The sequence below is a fragment of the Halobacillus sp. 12SKB genome, assembly GCF_052941655.1.
Map to the genome: position 1 here is coordinate 1525529 of NZ_JBRFWR010000001.1, position 20815 is coordinate 1546343.

Sequence of the window (20815 nt, forward strand, 5' to 3'; positions counted from 1 at the left end):
CCTTGGAGTGACAGTCAAGGAAAGCACTTGACAGCCACTCCAAGGGATGAGAAGGAATCAGTAAGCTAAAGAAGGACCCACTGTGTCTTATCAAGACAAAAATCCACCATTGATAAAGAAGCTAAAAACAGCTTCTCTTCTTTAAAGCGTCTTATTTTAATCCAACGATAAATGTAGTAGGGGTATCTTGACAGTTTCGTTCATATCAGGAGGCTCACCGCGCTCCCGCGGAAAGCGAGCTATTCCCCGCAGCCCCATCCACTCAACAAAAGACTCGTAACTGAGTCTTCAAGTAAAAGGAGCTTATCTGGAATATTGGTTAGAGGGATTTTGCATGGTAACTTTTTAACATTTGATGAAACTGCTGGAGAGAAAAGGACAGGGGGGAGGGGAACATGTTAAACTACGACAGAGAACCATCTTTTATGGAAAAGGAGAAAATGATTTATGACAATCACCAACAAAACGGTCTTGAAAAAGATGTCCAGTGAGATACAGGAAGCTATGCTGCAGCATGGAGATGAGCAAAAAGTGAGGGAGCATGTGCGTTCAGTTAAATTGCTTGCTGACTTACTGTTGGAAGACGAGACAAGCACGCAAAGTTCACCGGGTGCGGTTCAAGAACCAACAGTAGAAGAAATCCGCAAGATGATGGGAGCAGGCAGCCGTCCTGAGCCCGTCCAGAAAGAGAATAAAGAAACAAAAGTCGATCATGATGAGGCCAATGGGTCTTCCATTTTTGATTTTTAAGGGGGAGAAGTAATGAAGCTCTTTTTGATATTAGCCGTAATAAATGGGTTTTTAGCCGTCGCTTTAGGTGCCTTCGGGGCTCATGGACTCGAAGGCAAAGTCTCCGAAAAAGGATTGGATCAATGGGGGAAAGCCGTGGACTATCAAATGTTCCATACGATGGCTTTGTTCGTCACAGCTTTATTGATGAGCAAAATCCAGGCCGGTACCATGACAGGTGCTGGGTGGTTTTTCTTAATTGGAATCCTGCTGTTTTCCGGAAGTCTTTACGTCTATGCGACGTCTGGAATTAAAGTATTTGCTATGATAACTCCGTTTGGTGGTTTGTCATTTTTGATCGGCTGGATTTTGCTGGGCTACGCAATCATTAAGAATCTTTAATCTTAGAAGTAGAGGATGGTTGTAAAAAACAGCAGGATGACCGCTCTCAAAAGTTGAATGATGGCATTTACTTTTTGCTGCCTTTTCATTTCGAGCATCCCTTCCAGAGCAAAGCTCGCCGCTAACACATAGAACATGAGTAAGATGATCCATTGGTGTTCGAGCTGGAATAAACCGACCACGGCGAGAATTACAGCTAACAAAAGGGCACCTAACTGGGCTCTTTGGTAACTTTCATATGGAGGTCGCATGTGTACACCCTTTTCTTTTGGCGTTTAGCCAGTACTTTTGAATATGGAAATGAAAAACTCGCTACCGAAATAGCGAGTTTTTTGCTTCATTAACGAGGTTGCATTCCCTGGCCGGTGCCAAAGGGGTAATTGTAGTTGATTTCTTCGTCGAATGTAATGTAATCAAGATAAACCATCAAGAGTAAATAACGTTTCCCTGTTTGAGGGTCGCTGAGTATGATGTGGTCTCTTCCTGCGGCTTCAATGATGCCTTTGAAAACCTTAGCGTTCCACTGATCGTTGTTTTCAAAAGTCATATACACGGTGGCGGGCTTTCCGGAATTCAGTCGTAAAATGTTTTCGATGTATGATTCTTCGGAAGGTAGCATATTCGGAGGGTTGACGCCTCCTTTATATTGTCCTTGCTGCATTTGCGGAACTTGAAAGCCGCCTTGTTGACTCGGAGGCTGGGTTCCCTGGCCTTGCATGGGTGAAACTGGATAGTAATTCATATACGGGTTTTGGCCGAAATATGGGGAGGATTGGCCGCCATACATCGGCTGTCCCTGACCTTGCCCCTGACCCTGTCCGCCCATTTGCGGTTTCTTTTGTGCCAAATCAATCACTCCTTATTGGAATTAATAAACACTAGGACGGTCAGACCGAGTCGGAGAATAGAAGCAGTGGGATTTGAATCTGCCTGTATTCCATTGGCCGAACCACTGAGCTGGACAGTTCTCCAGAAGATTTGAAAAACCAAAGTAAGTTCGTGGGAGGGTGGAGCTGCTCATCGTTTTTCGTCATCCTTGCAGTCCGTCTGTCTTTTCCCGTGCCCTTTGGTAGAACTATCCCTTTTGAGTAGCCTCAAAGCTTGCGTGACTATGGAACACCATCTTATGAACGATGTCCGAACAATCGATGCCATCCCCTCGCACATGGTTGACTCCTCTATTTCCGACCATAAGCATGCCTCGTTTACCTTCGCATTCAGCCTCTGTTCTCATAAGTATTGTTGATCGTTAATGTGACATTAACCTGATCGAAGGGGACAACAGCCATGCGGTCACCTCACTTGAATAAAGGCATGATTGCATGTTCTTTAACACTATATGTTGGACGCCCATGGAGATATGATTAAAAATATTTTCTGATGGACAACAAAAAAGGACCTCCCAAGAAGGGATGGTCCTTTTGCTGTTCTTCAACAATATGGCAGGATTGTGGAAGACTCAGTTTCGAGACTTTTATTGAGTGGGTGGGGCTGCGGGGAATAGCTCGCTTTCCGCGGGAGCGCGGTGAGCCTCCTCGGACTGTGAACTGACCCCCTATTCTTGGACACTATGTAATTAAGCAGTTTTCTCAAATTTTTCACGGTATTGAACTGGACTCATCCGAAGTTTTGACTTGATCCGTTCGTGGTTGTAATCATCCATAAAGACGGTCAATTCTTTCTTGAAGTGATTGATGCTCTCAAATTCTTTGTAATACAGGAGCTCTGATTTCATGATCCCAAAAAAGTTTTCAATCACCGCATTGTCGTGACAGTTGCCCTTCCGGGACATACTCTGCGTAACCCCAGCTTCCTTGAGTCGTTGACGGTATTGTGGCATTTGGTAATGCCAGCCCTGATCGGAATGCATCAGTAGGTTGTGATTCTCATCCAATTGTTTGAGGCCCTTTTCTAACATTTCTTCGACAAGGGCATAGGTAGGACGGGTGCCAAGCGTAAAAGAAATGATCTCACCATTAAAAAGATCAAGGATAGGAGACAGGTATAGTTTTTCACCAAAGAGCTTGAATTCCGTGATGTCTGTGACCCATTTCTGATTTGGTTTATCAGCCTTGAATTCCCGGTTCAACAAGTTTTCAGCGACTTTCCCAACCTTACCTTTGTAGGAATTATATTTCTTCATCCTTACAAGACTTTGAAGACCCAATTCTCTCATAAGGCGATACACTTTCTTATGGTTTACATGAGTACCCTTGTTTTCCAACTCATTTTGAATACGACGGTATCCATACTTACCGTCATTTTTATAATAGATTGTCTTGATTTTTTCCTTTAAGGCATGGTCGGGGTCTGGTTTATTCATTCGCTTGATCTGGTCATAATACGTGCTGCGGGAGATCCCAGCTACTTTCACTAGTTTTTTCACAGGGAAGGTATGCCTTAGTTCGAAGACCGCTTGGACTTTTTGCCTTTCGATTGACGGTTGTCTTCTTCTTCGACCAAGGCTCTCAACTTTTTTAAATAGGCGTTCTCCATCCGTAGGTATTCCAGTTCTTCCTCCATGGATTTGAATTTGGAAGGTTTTTCGTTTTTATTACCTTTACGGTGTGGCATAGGTTGATTCCCCTTTCGTTTAGACTCAAGGGCTTCCATGCCACCGGCTTCCCACTTGCGTTTCCACCTTCGGACCATGGAAAAGTCGGGAATGTGAAAGATAGCGGAGGCCTCACGAATGGAATACCCTTTTTCCTCGATAAACTGAATTACCCTCAGTTTAAAGGCCGAGGAATAGTTTGTATAGGGGAAGGAAAATGCTTGGTCTCCATGGTGTTCCACTAATTTCACCCAATACCTTAAGGAAGAAGTATCCACGTTGAGTTGCCTCGCAAGTTGACCATAGCCGGCCGAACCATGTAAGTATTGACGCACAGCTTGATGTTTCTCGTCATTCGTAAATCTTTTCAAAACAAGTCCCCCTTTTGGTTGGATAAGTGTCCAACTATTGGGGTTCACTTCAACTGCGTCCTGTGGGGTCTCACCCTGCACTTTTTTCCCGCAGGAGTCTCGCCATTCCCCTCCGCCCCTTAACCAAGTAAGGTTCTCGAAACCACTACTTAAAAAATCACTTGTATGGTTATGAGTAGTGAATGATATAAACTCTATCCCATTGACGTTTAGGATACGCGAATGCTTGATACAACACACTATATGCCCGCCCGGGGGAGAAGGATTGGAACCTTACTTATGAATACATGTGTTCTAATCATCCACTTCCTTCAACCATACTAGCTGTCCCTTTTAGAAGTGGTTTCGAGACACTTATAAAGTAAAGGGGCGGAGGGAAACGGTGAGACTCCTATGGGACGTGTGGGACAGGTGAGACCCCGGAAGGCGTAGCCTGAGGAGGCTCACCGCCCGCCCCATGGAAAGCGAACCTTTTCCAGGAGCCCCCAGAACCACACAAACATCTCGAAACTGAGTCTTCAAGAATAGGGAGCGTTAGTGGAGGATATTGGGTATAAAAAAAAGCTGCCAGATGGGCTGGCAGCTTTCTTCTTTATACTTGTAAAAATTGTTCGACAGCGTCTGGCTTGAGGAGGTTTCCTATATAGAAAGATCCGAAATCACCATAACGTGAAGTTACTTCATCAAAGCGCATTTCATATACGAGCTTTTTGAATTGAAGCACATCATGAGCAAATAACGTAACGCCCCATTCCCAGTCATCAAAACCGATGGATCCGGTAATGATCTGACGGATTTTTCCGGCATACTGACGTCCTGTCATTCCATGGGCATACATAAGTTTGGCACGTTCATCTTTTTCAAGGACATACCAGTTGTCATCGCCTTGACGACGCTTGTCCATCGGGTAGAAGCAAATATGGTTCCACTTTGGAAGGGTAGGGCGTAGACGTGCCTGAATTTCAGGATCATCCTCATTCGCACTCCCCATATAATTGGAAAGCTCTACGACAGAGACATACGAATAAGAAGGCTTTGTGAATTCGGCCAGTTTGGATTTATTGAAGGTCGTTTCGATTTCGTTCAGCTCTTCCATTGTCGGGCGTAGAATCATCATCATGAAATCTGCTTTTTGACCGACAATTGTATATAAAGCATGACTACCTTCTTTGTTGCGTTCTGTTTCTTCCCATTGACCGATCAATTCTTTGAATTCATTGATCGCTTCTTCACGGTCTTCGTTTGATGCATACTTCCATGCTGTCCAGTCGACAGAACGAAAATCATGCAAACAATACCAACCGTCCATGGTAACTACTGCTTCTGGCATGGGATCGATCGCTCCTTTTACATTGAAGTATTGTACTAATAAAATATCCTCCATAAATATAACACATTTATAATTGGATAGATAACGATGCGGGTATGACAAAAGAGTGAACAGTTGGACAAGTATCATCTTTAGAGAAATAGGGTAAAGTTATAAAATGAAATCGCTTCAAACGGAAAACTTGATTCGAACCACTTTCATTTGAACACAAAAGGTCTTATCATGTATAACAGAATGAAAAAATGGAGGGTTAATCATGAGTAACCTATTTGATACTTTGAAGTCTAAGATTGATGGAAAAGGCAAGAAAGTCGTATTTCCTGAAGCATTAGATGAAAGAATCCTGACAGCAGTGAGTCAATTGGGTGCTGACGGATTGTTGACACCTGTATTAGTCGGTAATAAAGAAAAAGTAGAACAGAAAGCATCTGAATTGAATGTGGATATTTCTGCTGCGGAAATTCTTGATCCTGCCAACTACGATGAATTTGATGAGATGGTCGCAAGCTTTGTTGAGCGTCGTAAAGGAAAAGCGACAGAAGAAAAAGCACGTGAAATCCTCCAAGGTGGAAACTACTTTGGTACCATGCTTGTCTACATGGGCAAAGCAGACGGACTTGTGAGTGGTGCTGCTCACTCCACAGCTGATACTGTACGTCCAGCTCTTCAAATCATTAAAACGAAGCCTGGCATTAAGAAAACTTCCGGTGTATTCATCATGGTCCGTGAGGAAGAGAAGTATGTCTTCGCTGATTGTGCAATCAACATCAACCCGGACAGTCAGGATTTAGCAGAAATCGCTTTGGCAAGTGCAGAAACAGCTCAGCTATTCGACATCCATCCAAAAGTTGCCATGTTGAGCTTCTCAACGAAAGGATCTGCTCAGTCCCCTGAAACGGAGAAGGTGACACAAGCGCTTGAGATCGCCAAAGAACAAAACAATGATCTATTAATTGATGGTGAATTCCAATTTGATGCGGCGTTCGTTCCATCTGTAGCCGAGAAAAAAGCTCCGGATTCTCCACTAATGGGTGAAGCGAACACGTTTGTATTCCCAAGCCTTGAAGCAGGGAATATCGGTTACAAAATTGCTCAGCGCCTGGGTAACTTTGATGCCGTTGGTCCAATTCTACAAGGCTTGAACCAGCCGGTAAACGATCTATCCCGCGGCTGTAATTCTGATGACGTGTACAAGCTCGCGATCATTACTGCTGCTCAAGCTCTATAAGGAAGAGAAAAAGCTCGCGGACAACGTCCAGCGAGCTTTTTTGTTCAAACCGGGAGAAGAATCGCTCAAACCCGGGCGAAGAAATAGAAAAGCGCTCGACATCCTTATTCCAGGTTGTCGAGCGCTTTTTCGTTTCGTTTGATCATTTGCTCAAACCGCTTATGAAACCAGTCGATTTCGTCTCCTTCTAAAGCATGGGTGACAAGATGACCTGAGAGTTCGTGTAATTTCATCAAGATGCGGTCACGTACGTCGGCAACTGTGAGATTCGTGCCCAATAACTCATTTAAAGACGCCATAACATTTGGATCGATATCAGGGTAGCTGAAGCGGGTTTCTTCGTTGTGTTTGCCCAGTTCATAAAACCGCTTCAAAAGAGCTGCCCGTTCTGCACCGCTGCCACTTACGTCAAGATAAATCTGGACAGCGGAACCGTTTTTTACCCTGCGCTGGGAAATGCCTGCGAATTTTTTACCATCAATACTCAAATCATAGGTTCCAGGACAATAGGATTGCGTGATTTCATAAGCTTCAATCCCGTCCGTCAAATCGGAAAATAGTTGGCGTATAAACGATACCATCGCTTCATAGCCGTCATGGATGTTTACCTGTTTAGAATCTGGGAAGATGAGGGAAAGGTTCAAAACACCGTCATCCAAAACAACGGCAAGCCCACCGGAATTACGGACGATCACATCATAACCGTTCGACTTCAAATGTTGGATGGCTTCTTTTATATAAGGAAGGCGGGCATCGGGAATTCCGAGTACGATTGTATCGTGGTGGACCCAGAGCCTTGCTGTTGTCGGGCTTATGCGTTCACCGACACTGATCGACAACGCATCGTCCATTGCAAAAGACTGTAAAGCCGAAAATCCGGGGCCTAAATTGCTTTGGTCGATAAAGCGATACGTATCTGGTTTTAATAATGGATGTAGTTCACTCATAGCATTCGTTCTCCTTTTTATTAGCAACGTCCATTATACCAAAAGTCGCCTCTTGCATGAATGGAAGATCGGTTGTAAAATTCTTTGTTGGATAAAAAATTCATATCAAATGTTAGAGCGCTTATAGACAGGTTTCAAGGTGACTACCTGTCAATTTCTGTCTGTCAAGATGTTTTTTTGTCGGAATTTAAGGTATATAATAGATAAAAATGTCGTGTAGAAAGGACAAAATGATGGCCTATCGTGATGAGAAGTTAAGTGAAGAAAAGGTTTTTAAAGACCCCGTACATCGTTATGTCCACGTTCGAGAACGGGTGATTTGGGATTTGATCGGAACGGCTGAATTTCAGCGGCTCCGCAGAATCAAACAGCTCGGCACCTCTTATTTGACGTTCCATGGAGCTGAACACAGCCGTTTCAACCACTCCTTAGGTGTTTATGAAATCGTAAGAAGAATCATTGAGAACTTCAAAGACCGTCCGAACTGGAATCAGGAGGAGCGGTTGCTTTGTCTTTGTGCTGCTCTTCTGCATGACCTTGGTCATGGACCTTTTTCACATTCCTTTGAAAAAGTGTACAAGCTGGATCATGAAGATTTCACCCAGGCGATTTTACTTGGAGATACCGAAGTGAATAAGGTCCTCAGTAAAGTGGAAAAAGGCTTTCCTAAAAAAGTAGCCGACGTCATCAATAAGACATACGAAAACAAGCTCGTCGTAAGCTTAATATCTAGTCAAATTGATGCGGACCGGATGGATTATTTGCAGCGCGATGCTTATTTTACAGGGGTCAGCTATGGTCATTTCGACATGGAGCGGATTCTTCGAGTCATGAGGCCGATGGAAGATCAGGTCGTCGTTAAAGAGAGCGGCATGCATGCAGTTGAAGATTATATTATGAGTCGCTATCAAATGTACTGGCAGGTGTATTTCCACCCTGTAACGAGAAGTGCGGAAGTCATTTTAACTAAAATTCTTCACCGTGCGAAGGAATTGTACGAAGAAGGATACAGTTTCAAATTAGAACCGGTGCATTTCCTGTCCTTCTTTTCTGGTGAGCCTTCACTAGAAGAATATCTGGCGCTGGATGAGGCGGTCGTCCTTTATTATTTTCAGACGTGGATGAAAGAAGAAGATGCGGTATTGAGTGATTTATGCCATCGATTCGTGAACCGTAAACTTTTTAAGTATATAGAGTTCAATCCGAATTCCCAGATGAACGAATGGATGGAACTATATAAACTGTTCACAAAAGCCGGTCTGAATCCTGACTATTATTTAGTCGTGGACTCAAGTTCAGACCTTCCGTATGACTTTTACCGCCCGGGTGAAGAAGGGGAGAGGCTGCCCATTCACCTTCTGCAGCCAAATGACGAGTTGAAGGAACTGTCCAGGCTTTCAGATATTGTCGAATCGATTTCGGGTAAAAAACGGACGGACCATAAATTATATATTCCTCTCGATCGTCTTGAGGAAATGTCGAATCGAAGTAAAACGAAGAAGCGGATTATGGAAATATTGTTTGGATAAGGAGTGAACCTCCATGTTGGAGAATCATGCGAAGTTGATGCAGTTTTTCTCAAGCACTCATGAAATTGTAGGTCGAAAAAAGTTGCAGAAGATGATTTACATACTGAAAAAGTGTGAAATCCCTTTTGAAGAGCGCTATCAGTTCCATTTTTACGGCCCTTATTCGGAGGAACTGACACTAAGAGTTGAAGAAATGTGTAATCTTGGTTTTATTAGTGAGACGAAAGAAGAAAAGAAGAATTATTATCAATACCGTTATCAACTGACCGATAGCGGGAGAGATTTTCTGACCCACTATGAGATGGATCTACCGCCATTGAATGAGCATATCGAAGAAATGAATGGACGCAGTTCCCGTTTCCTTGAGCTTGTTTCCACCATGCTTTTCTTCGAGCACTTACCGAAAGAAGAAATTGCTGAAAAAGTATTCACAGTGAAAAGTGCTCAAAATTACACACAAGAAGATATTGATGAAGGATGGAAATTTATTGAACATTTGCGTTCCATTCATTAAGATAAAATGTAGGTGTACGATGAAGTACACCTTTTTTATTGGGTTGTAATGTCAGATAATTGAAAAAACATAATCCGAAAGTAGAGTGGAGGTCTACGGGCATGAGGGTCATTAAATTTGCTGGGTATTATATGTTCGGTATAGTCGGAATTCTATTGATCAGCACTTCCCCCGCGTTGTTCAGGGGAGGAGCGTTTTTAGATGTAGGAAATTACATAAAAGAGTTGAATCAGCTCGTTGGTTCTGTCGTGAACCCGGGAGATTGGAACTATTTATTCAAAGGACGTCCTGTACCGATTTTTGAACATTTGTGGGACCCTTACCAATACTCCATGACTGTTTTCTTCGGAGGCATTCTATTAGGCTTCGTTCTCGCATTCGCAGGCGCTTTCCTTACCGTATTTTTACCGAAATGGCTGCGTTCCGTCGTCGATCGCATCCTTGGCTTGCTTGAGAGTGTACCTGATTTATTGTTGGCTTTCTCTATACAGTTGTTCATTGTTTGGTTCTATAAACAAACAGAAATTCTGCTGATTTCCTTTGCTTCCCTTGGGCAGGGAGATCAAGTCTACCTGCTTCCGATGCTTGCAATTGCCGTCCTGCCTATGGTGACGATGTATAAAATCATCCTCGCATTGATCGAAGAAGAATGGACGAAATCTTATGTGCAGATGGCCAGGGGAAAAGGGTTGGAGAAAGCTGGCATTTTGTGTGTACATATCTTTCGGAACATCGGAAAAAGCACGTTCTACCACTCAAAAATCATTGTATGGGGGGCGTTGTCGAGTCTGTTGATCATTGAATATATTTTCAATATGAACGGGATTACGACCGCATTTCTCAATGATTTTCGACCGATTGTTTCAAGCTTTATCCTTCTTATGCTGTTTACACCTTTTTATATCATCTATCAAGGCACAGAACTGTTCCTGTTTAAGGATGAGAAGGAGTCGGAAGAAATCGCTACCCGTATGAACAGTTTTCTAGGATCTATTTCCTTCAAAGGGGGCGGGGGTTGGCTTTCTCATGCGTTATCAGAGATCGGGGCCCATTTTAAAAACGTAAAGTTTCTCTTAGGATTTACGGTCATTGCGGGCGCTCTCATCGTAAGTATCGTTTATACCATGACCGCAGAGCCGCTGATCGATCAGTTTCGACTGATTTATGATGATGAAGGGAAACTAGTCAGTTCGATGCCACACACACCGGAGTATGTATTTTTAGGTACCGATGCTCTCGGTTTCAGCGTACTCGACCAAATTCTGGTCGGCGCGAAATACACGATCATTTTCGGTCTTGTAATTGCTTTCCTGCGAATGGCCATTGGATTCCTTTTAGCTATTCCATTTGCTTTCTTTCTCCCAAAAAAGATACAGCTCGTTTTTGAAAAACTTGTGGATAGCATGCACTTCTTACCGATGACGATCATCGCCTTTTTACTATTGAAGCCGGTGTTATGGATGCCTCCGGGCGGGTTTACGACGACAGAAACAGAGAGGATCCTTTATCAGGGAATCATTTTGACACTTTTAGCTGTTCCGCTTGTTATAACATTGTTCGGTAATGAGATGAAATTGATTATGAAAGAGGAGTTCGTAACAAGTACAAAGGTGCTTGGCGGCAGTTCTGTTCATTTGTTGTGGAAGCACTTAATGCCGCATTTGAGCGCACGCATGGGAATTATTTTTGGGCAGCAGTTTATCCAGACACTGCTTATTTTCATCCACCTGGGCGTGTTTGATATTTATTTTGGAGGGACAAAAGTAAGTTATGATTTTGTAGCAGACCCACCAACAAGTACCACCTATGAATGGTCCGGAATGATTGGAGCAGCCAAGGATTCGTTGATGACCGGGCGCTGGTGGCTCATTATTCCTACACTCCTTTGTTTCATGGCGATGATTGTTGCGATGCAGTTGATTGTACAGGGAATCAAGGAAGTGCAGCAGCGTCGTGTCGGCGTACCTGTAGAACAGAACACATGGCTCAAGAAAATTTTTCGTAGAAAAGAAACGCGCGGAAGAAAAGCTGATTCCCTGAAGGAAGCGGATTTTGAGTTTGTGCCAGAACAGAAAAGGACTGATGAATCTCGGGATGACCATGGATATAGGAGAAAGTCGATATGAATCATATTCCTGTCTTTGAAATGGAAAAGATGAAGCTGCGAGGACTAAAAGTAACCGATGCTCCTTCTTTGTTCAAGTTCATGAGCCGTCCGGATACGATGAAGTACATCACTCCCCATCCTGTCCGGTCTTTGGAGGAGATGGAAGCTTATGTAGAAGAAAGACTGGTTGGATTTCATAAACAAAAAGAAATTCCGTGGGTGATTGAGGATGGAAGAGGGAGATGCATCGGCCTGTTCCGTTTTCACAAATTGAATCTGTGGCATAGAAAAACAGAAATGGGTGCGGTCATTCACCCGGATTACCAAAAGACTGGGGTTATGACAGAAGTACTTCTTACTGTTCTGCCTTATGGATTTGAGATATTGAATCTGAATCGGATTGTCGGAGACATTTTTGCTGGAAATGAGGGGTCACGAAAGCTCTTGAATAAATTTGGCTTCCGCGAAGAGGGAGTATTGAGGGAAACAGATTTTGATGGAGAGAGATTTCAGGATACTGTGGTGTTTTCGATGCTGAAAAAGGAATATGGGGAGATTAAACAAACGTTTGACCAATCATTCATGAAGCATCTCTTCTAACAAGAACTGTTTTGTATGTTAAAATGGGACAAAATAAGAGGACGATTGAAGAGGAGGATCGCTTTATGAAAGAGTTTGATCAATTTAAAAACAATGGTGAAAACAACGATAAAAAGAAGAACCAATTCACAATCATTAAAGATGATTCCACGGATGGACATGGAGGTTATGGTGTCGGTTCCATCAGTTTGGAGAATATGACCCCGGTTATTGTGGACCCTAATGAAGACGAAGCCTATGTTGATATGGGTGCTCTTCACGCGCGTAGTAAAGTAGAAAAACGCATCAAGTTCATTACCGATCGTGAAGTCGTTAAAAACGGACTAAAATATTGGATCGCTTGGGTCACGGTCGATCACCAGGAAGGAAAACCGTGTTATCATGGCGTAGCCGCCAGTGAGATTGTCGTGGACCGGTCCATCAAGCGCGGATACAAATTGATGCCTGAACATGTAAATCATATGGATAAATCCTTGAAGGGGCGGTTTGTCGTCGATCACCTTGATGAGAAGTCGAAGAAGCTGCTCGGCGGATATTTGCGTGACTTTAAACCGGAATTATGGGAGAACACGGCGCAGGAACTAAAAGATTCCCTAGGTGTACAATAATTCATAACTGTAAGGTCATAGCATCGTTACGTAGAGAGGGAAATCTGTAGGGTTTCCCTCTTTCTCATTAGATTTTGTTGTGAAAGAAAGGAGTGTTTTTTTTGAAAAAGATTTTAGAAGATGATGTAGTGTTTCATTTTGTGATTGCTCTTGTGGGATTGATCTCAGGAATCCTTCATTTCCTGTTTAAATGGTCTTTTTACGCAGATCATGAGTATTTAACATCAGGATTATGGTTTATTTCAGGCGCTTTCGTGATCTATGTGAGTTGCATATTCGTGTTCGGCTATCAGAAAAAGGCGAACGCAGGAAACAAAGAATTGGATTAGGACGAGGCAAGTCTCTATTCCCATTTTTAAAAAGAGGCACAGGGACATAGGACTGTGTGGCTAAGTATGAAAATTCCAGTTTACGATTCCCTCTTTTATGATAGAATAAGAACAAACGTTCGTGGTGGAGGGAGCCAATGATGGATAACCGGAATCGTGATCGCGGGACGATCAAGTGGACATCGCTCATGCTACCGGAGCATGTAGAGATGGTGAAAAAACTTTGGAAAGAAGATCAGCGTGTAGAAAAAGGAATCATGGATGAACAGAAAGCTGTCGAAATTGACTTTCTTTTGCAGCGGGCACTAACGGACAATCTGTCTGTCCAGGTCAGAGTCCACAATGGTTTCGAGTATGAAGATATAAGGATGAAGGTGACCCATGTAAACCGTAACAACCACACAGTAGTAGGGGTGGATGGACAGACGAAAGAGAAGGTCCGCATCTCTCTGAATGATATTGCTGACCTCGCTATTTTGTAAGGTGTTCACGATTTGTTCACAAAATGTTCATGAAAAAAGTGTAAGAATTCAGACGCCCAATCTTGACGAATCAGCGATAAGGGTAATATATTAAGTAACACATGGGTTATACATGTTTACTAGGACAGAGAAAGCGACCGGTTCCCCCGGTCGTTTTCTCTGTCTTTTTTTATTTTGTGATGAACGTTGATTCATTGTTTTTTTAAAAAAAGCGAAAGGTCATCCGTTGTGAGGATGACCTTTCGCGCCAAAGGGAACGAGAGTCGCGCCAAAGGGAACGAGAGTCGCGCCAAAGGGAACGAGAGTCGCGCCAAAGGAGGCGAGGATCGCGCCAAAGGAGGCATGGATCGCTCCAAAGCGACCGAGAACGCTTTAAAAGAACCAGTCCACCACATCTTTGAACCATGGATCATCTTTAAATTCATCATCCACATCTTTACTTTCGTCCCCGCCACAAACATCCTTAGGAATATCGGACTCTTCCATGTACACTAACCTTTCCTGAGGACAGTTGGGACCTGCAACATAGCCGGTTTCAGGATCAATGTAGACTCCTTTTACCCCTGGTGGTGGAATGAAGGCAGCTGTAGGCTCATTCTCATGTATTTTCTCCATCGTATCCGCCCAGATGGCTTTGGCATATCGGTGGTCGTTGAAGTCTTCGAGCGGCTTACTGCCTTCGTCATAACCGACCCATACACCGGAGACGTATTGAGGGCTGAAGCCAATCATCCAGCTGTCGTTGTCGGTGGTTCCGGATTTCCCTCCATACATGCGTGAAAGCTTCCCTTTGATTGGAGTACCTGTGACAGATGCATAATCGGCATCTAAGACAGGATCGAACATTCCTGTCATCATGTGGGAGACAGTGAACGCCCGTACTCGATCGACAGCATCGTCTTTATTGTAAGATGGTTTGTATTCATAAAGAACATTCCCGTGCCGGTCCGTAATTTTAGCGATCGTATGACCTTCAATGGACTCCGTTCCCTTCACCATTTTTCCATAGGCACTGACCATATCAAAAAGGGAGATGGAGGAGTATCCTAAGGCAAGGGAAGGATGTGGTTTGAATGTTTCCTCGACCCCGAATGTCTTCATCGTTTTTCCTAGTTTTTCTGGTCCGATATCCATGTGGGTTTTCACTGCATAAATATTATCGGAAACGGCCAGGGCTTGAGCCATGGAAATTGGTTCTTCTGCATATTGGTCGTTGAAGTTGGATGGAATATAAGGATCGGTTTTACCTTCTACTTCAATCTCAACAGGCTGCGTCTCTTTCATCGTGACAGGGGAGTACCCTTCCGCAAGCGCTGCATAATAGAGAAAAGGTTTGATAGTAGAACCAACGGACCGTTTCGCCTGGGTGGCTCTGTTGAACGGACTCTCTCCATAATCTTTACCACCGACAAGGGCCGTGATCGCTCCAGAATGGCCATCCATCACAGCAGATGCGACTTGGATTTCTTCACTTCCTGGAATGTTTCTTTTCACCTGCTCTTCCAGAATTCGCTGATGAGCTTCAATTAAAGTGGTGTATATATGATAGCCGCCTGTCTGCACACTTTCTCTGTCTACATCAAGTAGATGAGCCGCTTCTGTAACGACCTGGTCCTGGAAATAGGGAGCAATCTCCTGGATCTCTTCTTTTTCATCGTCCGCATAGGAGATGCTCGCTTCTACAGCTGCTCTTTTTTCAGAGGATGTGATATAGCCGTTCTCTTCCATTTCAGCTAAGATTTGCTGCTGTCTTGCTTCTGCTCGTTCCGCGTTTGCGAGTGGCGAGTAATAGGTCGGACCTTTAGGGATTCCAGCTAACATGGAGGCTTCAGTCAAAGTAAGGTCCTCTGCATGTTTATTGAAATACTGCCGGCTCGCAGCTTCAATCCCATAAGCCCCATGTCCGTAATAGATCGTGTTCAAGTAACCTTCCAATATTTCATCTTTGTTATAAAAAATTTCTAATCGTAGAGCGTAAAGAGCCTCGTTCAGTTTCCGCTTCCACGTTTTATCATGGGACAGGTATAGGTTTCTTGCGTATTGCTGGGTGATGGTGCTGGCCCCCTCGGCCATTCTCATTTGCTTAAGGTCCGTAAGCGCAGCTGCCGCAATACGCTTCAAGTCGAAACCGAAGTGGTTATAGAAACGCCGGTCTTCAATCGCAAGTGTCGCGTCTTTGATAGATTCGGGCATTTCCTCTATATTGATCCAGTAACGTTCTTCTGCGCCCTGCTCTTCTCCTATGATTTCCCCGTCCGTCCCATAGAAGACGGTATTCTGTTCAGTCATCAATGATGGAGGCCCCTGGGTGATGGCGTAGATCAGTACGCCGATGATTCCGACAATCCCTATGATTGTGCCAAAGACGGTGAGTTTCACTCCTCGGATCGCCCATCTATAAGTGGTTCTGAAAAATGATCGCATTCTTTTATACTCCTAACTGTTACGAATGTATAAAGACTGCTATTATTATGTGAGAATACGTAGTAAAATAAACTTCTTGAGTGAAACAAACGTATAAACGATGAAAGATATTTCATAGATGAAAAAGGAGAAATGCAACATGGGTACATGGTTTACTGAGAAACAGACCGATCATTTCGGGATTACAGCGAAGGTCAATCGCTCCCTGCACAGTGAGAAGACAAACTTTCAAGATTTAGAGATGCTGGAAACAGCGGAGTGGGGGAATATGCTCGTTCTTGATGACATGGTCATGACGACAGAAAAGGATGAATTTGTCTATCACGAAATGGTTGCCCATGTTCCATTGTTTACCCACCCGAACCCAAAAAACGTTCTTGTCGTGGGTGGCGGAGATGGTGGCGTCATCCGTGAAGTTTTGAAACATGAGAGTGTAGAAAAAGCAACTCTTGTTGAAATTGATGGGAAAGTCATCGAGTATTCGAAAAAGTATCTGCCTTCCATTGCCGGGGCACTTGAAGATGAACGGGTAGAAGTGAAAGTGGATGATGGCTTCATGCACATCGCCAAAAGTGAAAACGAGTATGATGTCATCATGGTTGATTCCACCGAACCTGTTGGTCCAGCGGTTAATCTTTTTTCCAAAGGGTTCTATGAGGGAATTGCCAAAGCATTGAAAGAAGATGGCATTTTCGTAGCCCAAACGGATAACCCATGGTTTAAAGCGGATCTGATCCGCCAGGTGTATAGCGACGTGAAAGAAACATTCCCGATTACAAAAGTATATACAGCGAACATCCCGACTTATCCAAGTGGACTGTGGACATTTACGATGGGAAGTAAAGTTCATGACCCTCTACAAGTCAAAGAGGAACGTTTTGAAGATATCGATACGAAATATTACACAGACGAAATCCACCGCGCATGCTTTGCACTGCCGAAGTTCGTCAAAGATCTTACGAAGGAGTGACTTCCATGCGTTTTGATGAATCCTACTCTGGAAAAGTATTTATCATGAGCCGGGCGACGGAGGAAGAAGCGGACGCTGTCATATACGGCATGCCGATGGACTGGACTGTCAGCTTCCGTCCTGGTTCACGCTTCGGACCGAATCGTATACGTGAGGCTTCCATTGGGCTGGAAGAATACAGCCCGTACCTTGATCGTCACCTGGAAGAAGTGGACTATCATGATGCCGGCGATTTGATGCTGCCTTTCGGGAATGCTGCGCGGAGTCTGGATATTATTGAAGGGTATATCGATGAATTGCTTGAAAAAGGAAAATTCCCCCTCGGTCTAGGGGGAGAGCATCTCGTCACATGGCCTGTCATTCAAGCGATGTATAAAAAACATCCGGACCTCGCCATTATTCATATCGATGCCCACGCGGACCTTCGTGAAGAGTATGAAGGGGAAGTGTTGTCCCACTCAACCCCGATTCGCAAATCTTGTGAGCTGATGGGGGCAGAGAATGTCTATTCATTCGGCATCCGTTCCGGCATGCGTGAAGAGTTTCAATACGCCGAAGAATCTGGTATGCATATGGCTAAGTTTGAAGTGTTGGAACCTTTGAAAAAAGTGCTGCCTGAACTTGCCGGCCGTCCGGTATATGTCACAATTGATATCGACGTGCTCGATCCTGCCTTTGCCCCTGGAACAGGGACGGCAGAAGCGGGCGGGATCTCGTCGAAAGAACTGCTTGCAAGCATCCATGCGATAGCCGACAGCGATTTGAACATTGTGGGAGCGGACCTCGTTGAAGTCGCTCCCGCGTATGATCCGACAGAGAAGACGCAGATTGCTGCGGGCAAGTTCATCCGCGAAATGCTTTTAGGGTTCGTCAAATAAATGATAGAATGGAACAAGCCACTGTGAGAGGTCTTCATGGTGGCTTTTCTATATGGATTGACCTATTTGAAAAGACACGATATAAAGGAGCATTTGTTTTGGATAAAAAGACGATAGGAGTGGCAGGGATTTATGTATTGATTATGCTCCCTTTGCTGTTTCTCACTTACGGAGCAAATTGGAACCCATCCAATATCTCGTATGAGTTGAATGGAGATACACTCGTAATCCTTGAAGGAATAGGGAAAGAAGAGGTGGCAGAAGTGAACGTAGAGGATCGCATGAACGACCTTTTGCAGTTCACATTGGCTGTTTCTGTGGAAAATAAACAATGGAGTACAGATGTATGGGTGATCGGTCTCTTGCTTCCATTTTTACTTTTCGTCATTGTTCCGGACCGCCGTCCGTTCAAAAAAAATCTATCATTCAAGTGGTACTTGACGATTGTTTTGGCTATCCTAGTTCTATATGCGGCATATTCCATTCCGAATCATGTCGCCCAGGTCAAGGAAGTCAATGAGTACGTCAACCTTCTGTTACAATGATGCTTGCGTTTTTCTGTTCGAATTCTTATAATATATTAGTTATATCATGTACGTAAAAAAGGCGATAGAAAAGGTGGAGGGAAGATGCCAAGTAACGCAAAAGATGTCCAGGTGCAGCTTGTAACGGAGATACAGGATGGGGATCGTAAAGAAACGATGAAGATCCAGGAATCTGGGCAGTTTTTCAAACGAGGCGATACGCAAGTGCTCACCTTTACTGAGCACCCGGAAGACGGAGAAGCGGTCAGTACGATGGTGACGGTCAAACCAGAACATGTCAGCATCAAACGGAGCGGTGGCGTGGAGATGCGCCAGGTTTTCCAGACATCCACGGAGACGGAAAATTTGTATCATCATACCTATGGTGATTTTCATATGAAGACCTATACAGATAAAGTGGAATTCCAATCATTAGGAGAATCCGCACAAGGACGACTGTATTTAAGCTATACCATGACTTTAAACCATGAAGTGACTCAAGCCCACCGCTTGACGTTGACGTTTGAGGAGGAGAGCGATTCATGAATATCGTTGAACAAATGGAACAAAAACTGAAGGATGAAATCGTACGCTCAGTCCTTGCTGCTGAATTGGCTTCAGAGGAAGAGATGCCTGAAGTAATCCTAGAGCAGCCAAAAGACAAAGCGCACGGAGATTATGCTACAAACATGGCGATGCAGCTCGCGCGCGTAGCTAAAAAGAATCCGCGTGCCATCGCGACTGATCTTGTGGAGCAGTTCGACAAGTCTAAAGCATCGATTGAAAAAATTGAAATTGCCGGACCCGGGTTCATTAACTTTTACATGAACAATCAATATTTGACGGAATTAGTACCTACCATATTAAATGCTGATGAGGAATATGGCCGCAGCAATAGTGGCGAAGGGCATAAAATCCAGGTGGAGTTTGTTTCTGCCAACCCGACAGGGACGCTTCACTTAGGTCATGCCCGTGGAGCGGCAGTCGGTGATTCCCTATGCAACGTATTGGATGCAGCAGGATACGATGTCTCCCGTGAGTACTACATTAATGATGCAGGAAACCAAATGGCTAACCTGGCAAAATCTCTGGAAGCCCGCTATATGCAGAATCTCGGAAAAGAGTGGAGCATGCCGGAAGATGGCTACCATGGTCAGGATATCGTCGGTTTAGCTGAAAAGCTCGTCAGTGAAGATGGCGAGAAATGGGTCGATGTTGCGGAAGAAGAGCGCCTTCAGTTCTTCCGTGAGTATGGATTGAAATTCCTTTTGGATAAAATCAAAACAGACTTGGAAGAATTCCGCGTTCCATTCGATGAATGGTTCTCTGAAACTTCTCTGTACAACGACGATCAGATCACAGATGCCCTTGCCGTATTAAAAGATCAAGGGTATGTGTTCGAAAAAGATGATGCGACATGGTTTGAAACGACGAAGTTCGGGGATGACAAGAATCGCGTACTCATTAAGAATGACGGAACGTACACGTACTTGACGCCGGATATTGCCTATCATAAAAACAAATTGGATCGTGGTTTTGATACACTGATCAATATTTGGGGAGCCGATCACCATGGATACATTCCACGTATGAAAGCGGCGATCCAGGCGCTAGGTTATGAAAAAGATACGCTGGAAGTAGAAATTATTCAAATGGTGAACCTTTTCCAAGACGGAGAAAAGGTGAAAATGAGTAAGCGTACAGGAAAAGCGGTCACTCTTCGTGAACTGATGGAAGAAGTAGGAATAGACGCCATGCGTTATTTCTTCTCCATGCGTTCCAGTGATTCTCACCTCGACTTTGACATGGACCTTGCCCGTTCAGAGTCGAACGAAAACCCTGTGTATTACGTACAATATGCACATGCCCGCATTTGCACGATGCTGAAACAGGCAGAAGAAAAGGGTCTAGTGAAAGATTCTTATGACGGAAGCTACCTGACAGCGGAGAAAGAAGAAGACCTTCTCAAACGTCTAGGAGAATTCCCGCAAGTGGTGGCGGATGCAGCAGAAAAACGCACGCCACACCGCGTGACTCAATATGCGTTCGATCTCGCATCGAACCTGCACAGCTTTTACAATGCCGTCAAAGTGCTCGACGATGAAAATCCAGAGCTGACAGCAGCAAGAATCGCGTTGATGAAAGCCGTACGTACAACGCTGAACAATGCACTTCGATTAATCGGAGTTTCTGCACCAAACCAAATGTAATTCCATATACTAGGAAAAGGGCGTCTTTGCTAATAGAGCAGGGGCGCTCTTTTTCTATATTTACACAAAAGGGTATTAT

21 protein-coding genes and 1 pseudogene are annotated in these 20815 nt (G+C 44.1%); 15 read left to right on the forward strand and 7 right to left on the reverse strand.

Annotated features, from left to right (window positions below):
* Nucleotides 1-447 precede the first annotated feature (447 nt).
* Entirely contained in the window at nt 448-750 is a 303-nt protein-coding gene (locus ACQ4XT_RS07430) for a YwdI family protein (RefSeq protein WP_446853128.1), read from the forward strand.
* A 12-nt stretch (nt 751-762) separates the two neighbouring features.
* Nucleotides 763-1131, forward strand: a complete 369-nt coding sequence (locus tag ACQ4XT_RS07435) for a DUF423 domain-containing protein (RefSeq protein ID WP_446853129.1) — start codon at nt 763-765, stop codon at nt 1129-1131.
* A gap of 2 nt (nt 1132-1133) precedes the next feature.
* Here ACQ4XT_RS07435 and ACQ4XT_RS07440 read toward each other — a convergent pair whose 3' ends face one another.
* The 5 genes and pseudogenes from ACQ4XT_RS07440 to hemQ all read right to left on the reverse strand — a co-directional run bounded on the left by ACQ4XT_RS07440 (nt 1134) and on the right by hemQ (nt 5386).
* Nucleotides 1134-1382, reverse strand: coding sequence for a hypothetical protein (locus ACQ4XT_RS07440; protein WP_226592858.1), 249 nt, complete (start codon nt 1380-1382; stop codon nt 1134-1136).
* A gap of 89 nt (nt 1383-1471) precedes the next feature.
* The gene (gerQ, locus tag ACQ4XT_RS07445; protein WP_446853130.1) at nt 1472-1978 is read right to left on the reverse strand and encodes a spore coat protein GerQ; all 507 of its coding nucleotides are present in this window, start codon (nt 1976-1978) and stop codon (nt 1472-1474) included.
* Between the two features lie 21 nt (nt 1979-1999).
* Nucleotides 2000-2365, reverse strand: a pseudogene (locus ACQ4XT_RS07450) (cell wall hydrolase).
* 342 nt (nt 2366-2707) lie between these two features.
* Nucleotides 2708-4056 (reverse strand): IS3 family transposase gene (locus tag ACQ4XT_RS07455; protein WP_446853131.1). Its coding sequence is split into 2 segments (ribosomal slippage): nt 2708-3565 and nt 3568-4056, totalling 1347 coding nucleotides; the frame shifts between segments, so codons are not numbered across the junction.
* Nucleotides 4057-4648: 592 nt separating this feature from the next.
* Entirely contained in the window at nt 4649-5386 is a 738-nt protein-coding gene (gene hemQ / locus ACQ4XT_RS07460; RefSeq protein ID WP_446855615.1) for a hydrogen peroxide-dependent heme synthase, read from the reverse strand.
* A gap of 256 nt (nt 5387-5642) precedes the next feature.
* Between hemQ and pta the strand changes: the two genes are divergently transcribed.
* Nucleotides 5643-6614 carry a phosphate acetyltransferase gene (gene pta, locus ACQ4XT_RS07465; RefSeq protein WP_446853132.1) on the forward strand — a complete coding sequence of 324 codons (972 nt, stop codon included), beginning with the start codon at nt 5643-5645 and terminating at the stop codon, nt 6612-6614.
* Between the two features lie 104 nt (nt 6615-6718).
* On the opposite strand, the gene lipL is transcribed toward pta, so the two are convergent.
* Nucleotides 6719-7561, reverse strand: a complete 843-nt coding sequence (lipL, locus tag ACQ4XT_RS07470) for an octanoyl-[GcvH]:protein N-octanoyltransferase (RefSeq protein ID WP_446853133.1) — start codon at nt 7559-7561, stop codon at nt 6719-6721.
* Nucleotides 7562-7794: 233 nt separating this feature from the next.
* On the opposite strand from lipL, the gene ACQ4XT_RS07475 reads away from it, so the two are divergent.
* The 7 genes from ACQ4XT_RS07475 to ACQ4XT_RS07505 all read left to right on the forward strand — a co-directional run bounded on the left by ACQ4XT_RS07475 (nt 7795) and on the right by ACQ4XT_RS07505 (nt 13730).
* Nucleotides 7795-9090 carry an HD domain-containing protein gene (locus ACQ4XT_RS07475; RefSeq protein ID WP_446855617.1) on the forward strand — a complete coding sequence of 432 codons (1296 nt, stop codon included), beginning with the start codon at nt 7795-7797 and terminating at the stop codon, nt 9088-9090.
* Between the two features lie 13 nt (nt 9091-9103).
* Complete coding sequence (locus ACQ4XT_RS07480) at nt 9104-9604, forward strand: YwgA family protein (protein WP_446853134.1); 501 nt, start codon at nt 9104-9106, stop codon at nt 9602-9604.
* Between the two features lie 101 nt (nt 9605-9705).
* The gene (locus ACQ4XT_RS07485; RefSeq protein WP_446853135.1) at nt 9706-11730 is read left to right on the forward strand and encodes an ABC transporter permease family protein; all 2025 of its coding nucleotides are present in this window, start codon (nt 9706-9708) and stop codon (nt 11728-11730) included.
* Nucleotides 11727-12311: a GNAT family N-acetyltransferase gene (locus tag ACQ4XT_RS07490; RefSeq protein WP_446853136.1), complete on the forward strand. Its 585-nt coding sequence runs from the start codon at nt 11727-11729 to the stop codon at nt 12309-12311. The genes ACQ4XT_RS07485 and ACQ4XT_RS07490 overlap by 4 nt, the downstream gene beginning before the upstream one ends.
* 65 nt (nt 12312-12376) lie before the next feature.
* Entirely contained in the window at nt 12377-12919 is a 543-nt protein-coding gene (locus tag ACQ4XT_RS07495; protein ID WP_446853137.1) for a YwhD family protein, read from the forward strand.
* Nucleotides 12920-13020: 101 nt separating this feature from the next.
* Nucleotides 13021-13248, forward strand: a complete 228-nt coding sequence (locus tag ACQ4XT_RS07500; RefSeq protein ID WP_446853138.1) for a hypothetical protein — start codon at nt 13021-13023, stop codon at nt 13246-13248.
* A gap of 137 nt (nt 13249-13385) precedes the next feature.
* Nucleotides 13386-13730 carry a YolD-like family protein gene (locus ACQ4XT_RS07505; RefSeq protein WP_446853139.1) on the forward strand — a complete coding sequence of 115 codons (345 nt, stop codon included), beginning with the start codon at nt 13386-13388 and terminating at the stop codon, nt 13728-13730.
* 372 nt (nt 13731-14102) lie between these two features.
* Here the strand turns inward: ACQ4XT_RS07505 and ACQ4XT_RS07510 are convergent, their stop codons facing one another.
* Nucleotides 14103-16154: a transglycosylase domain-containing protein gene (locus ACQ4XT_RS07510; RefSeq protein WP_446853140.1), complete on the reverse strand. Its 2052-nt coding sequence runs from the start codon at nt 16152-16154 to the stop codon at nt 14103-14105.
* Nucleotides 16155-16293: 139 nt separating this feature from the next.
* Here ACQ4XT_RS07510 and speE point away from each other — a divergent pair, with 139 nt between their 5' ends.
* The 5 genes from speE to argS all read left to right on the forward strand — a co-directional run bounded on the left by speE (nt 16294) and on the right by argS (nt 20736).
* Nucleotides 16294-17124, forward strand: coding sequence for a spermidine synthase (speE, locus tag ACQ4XT_RS07515; protein WP_446853141.1), 831 nt, complete (start codon nt 16294-16296; stop codon nt 17122-17124).
* Nucleotides 17125-17129: 5 nt separating this feature from the next.
* A complete protein-coding gene (gene speB, locus ACQ4XT_RS07520) occupies nt 17130-18002 on the forward strand; it encodes an agmatinase (protein WP_446853142.1) in 873 nt (290 codons plus the stop codon).
* 98 nt (nt 18003-18100) lie between these two features.
* Entirely contained in the window at nt 18101-18547 is a 447-nt protein-coding gene (locus ACQ4XT_RS07525; protein ID WP_446853143.1) for a hypothetical protein, read from the forward strand.
* An 84-nt stretch (nt 18548-18631) separates the two neighbouring features.
* A complete protein-coding gene (locus ACQ4XT_RS07530; protein WP_446853144.1) occupies nt 18632-19072 on the forward strand; it encodes a YwiB family protein in 441 nt (146 codons plus the stop codon).
* Complete coding sequence (gene argS, locus ACQ4XT_RS07535; RefSeq protein ID WP_446853145.1) at nt 19069-20736, forward strand: arginine--tRNA ligase; 1668 nt, start codon at nt 19069-19071, stop codon at nt 20734-20736. Before ACQ4XT_RS07530 ends, argS begins: the two co-directional genes overlap by 4 nt.
* Nucleotides 20737-20815: the final 79 nt, after the last annotated feature.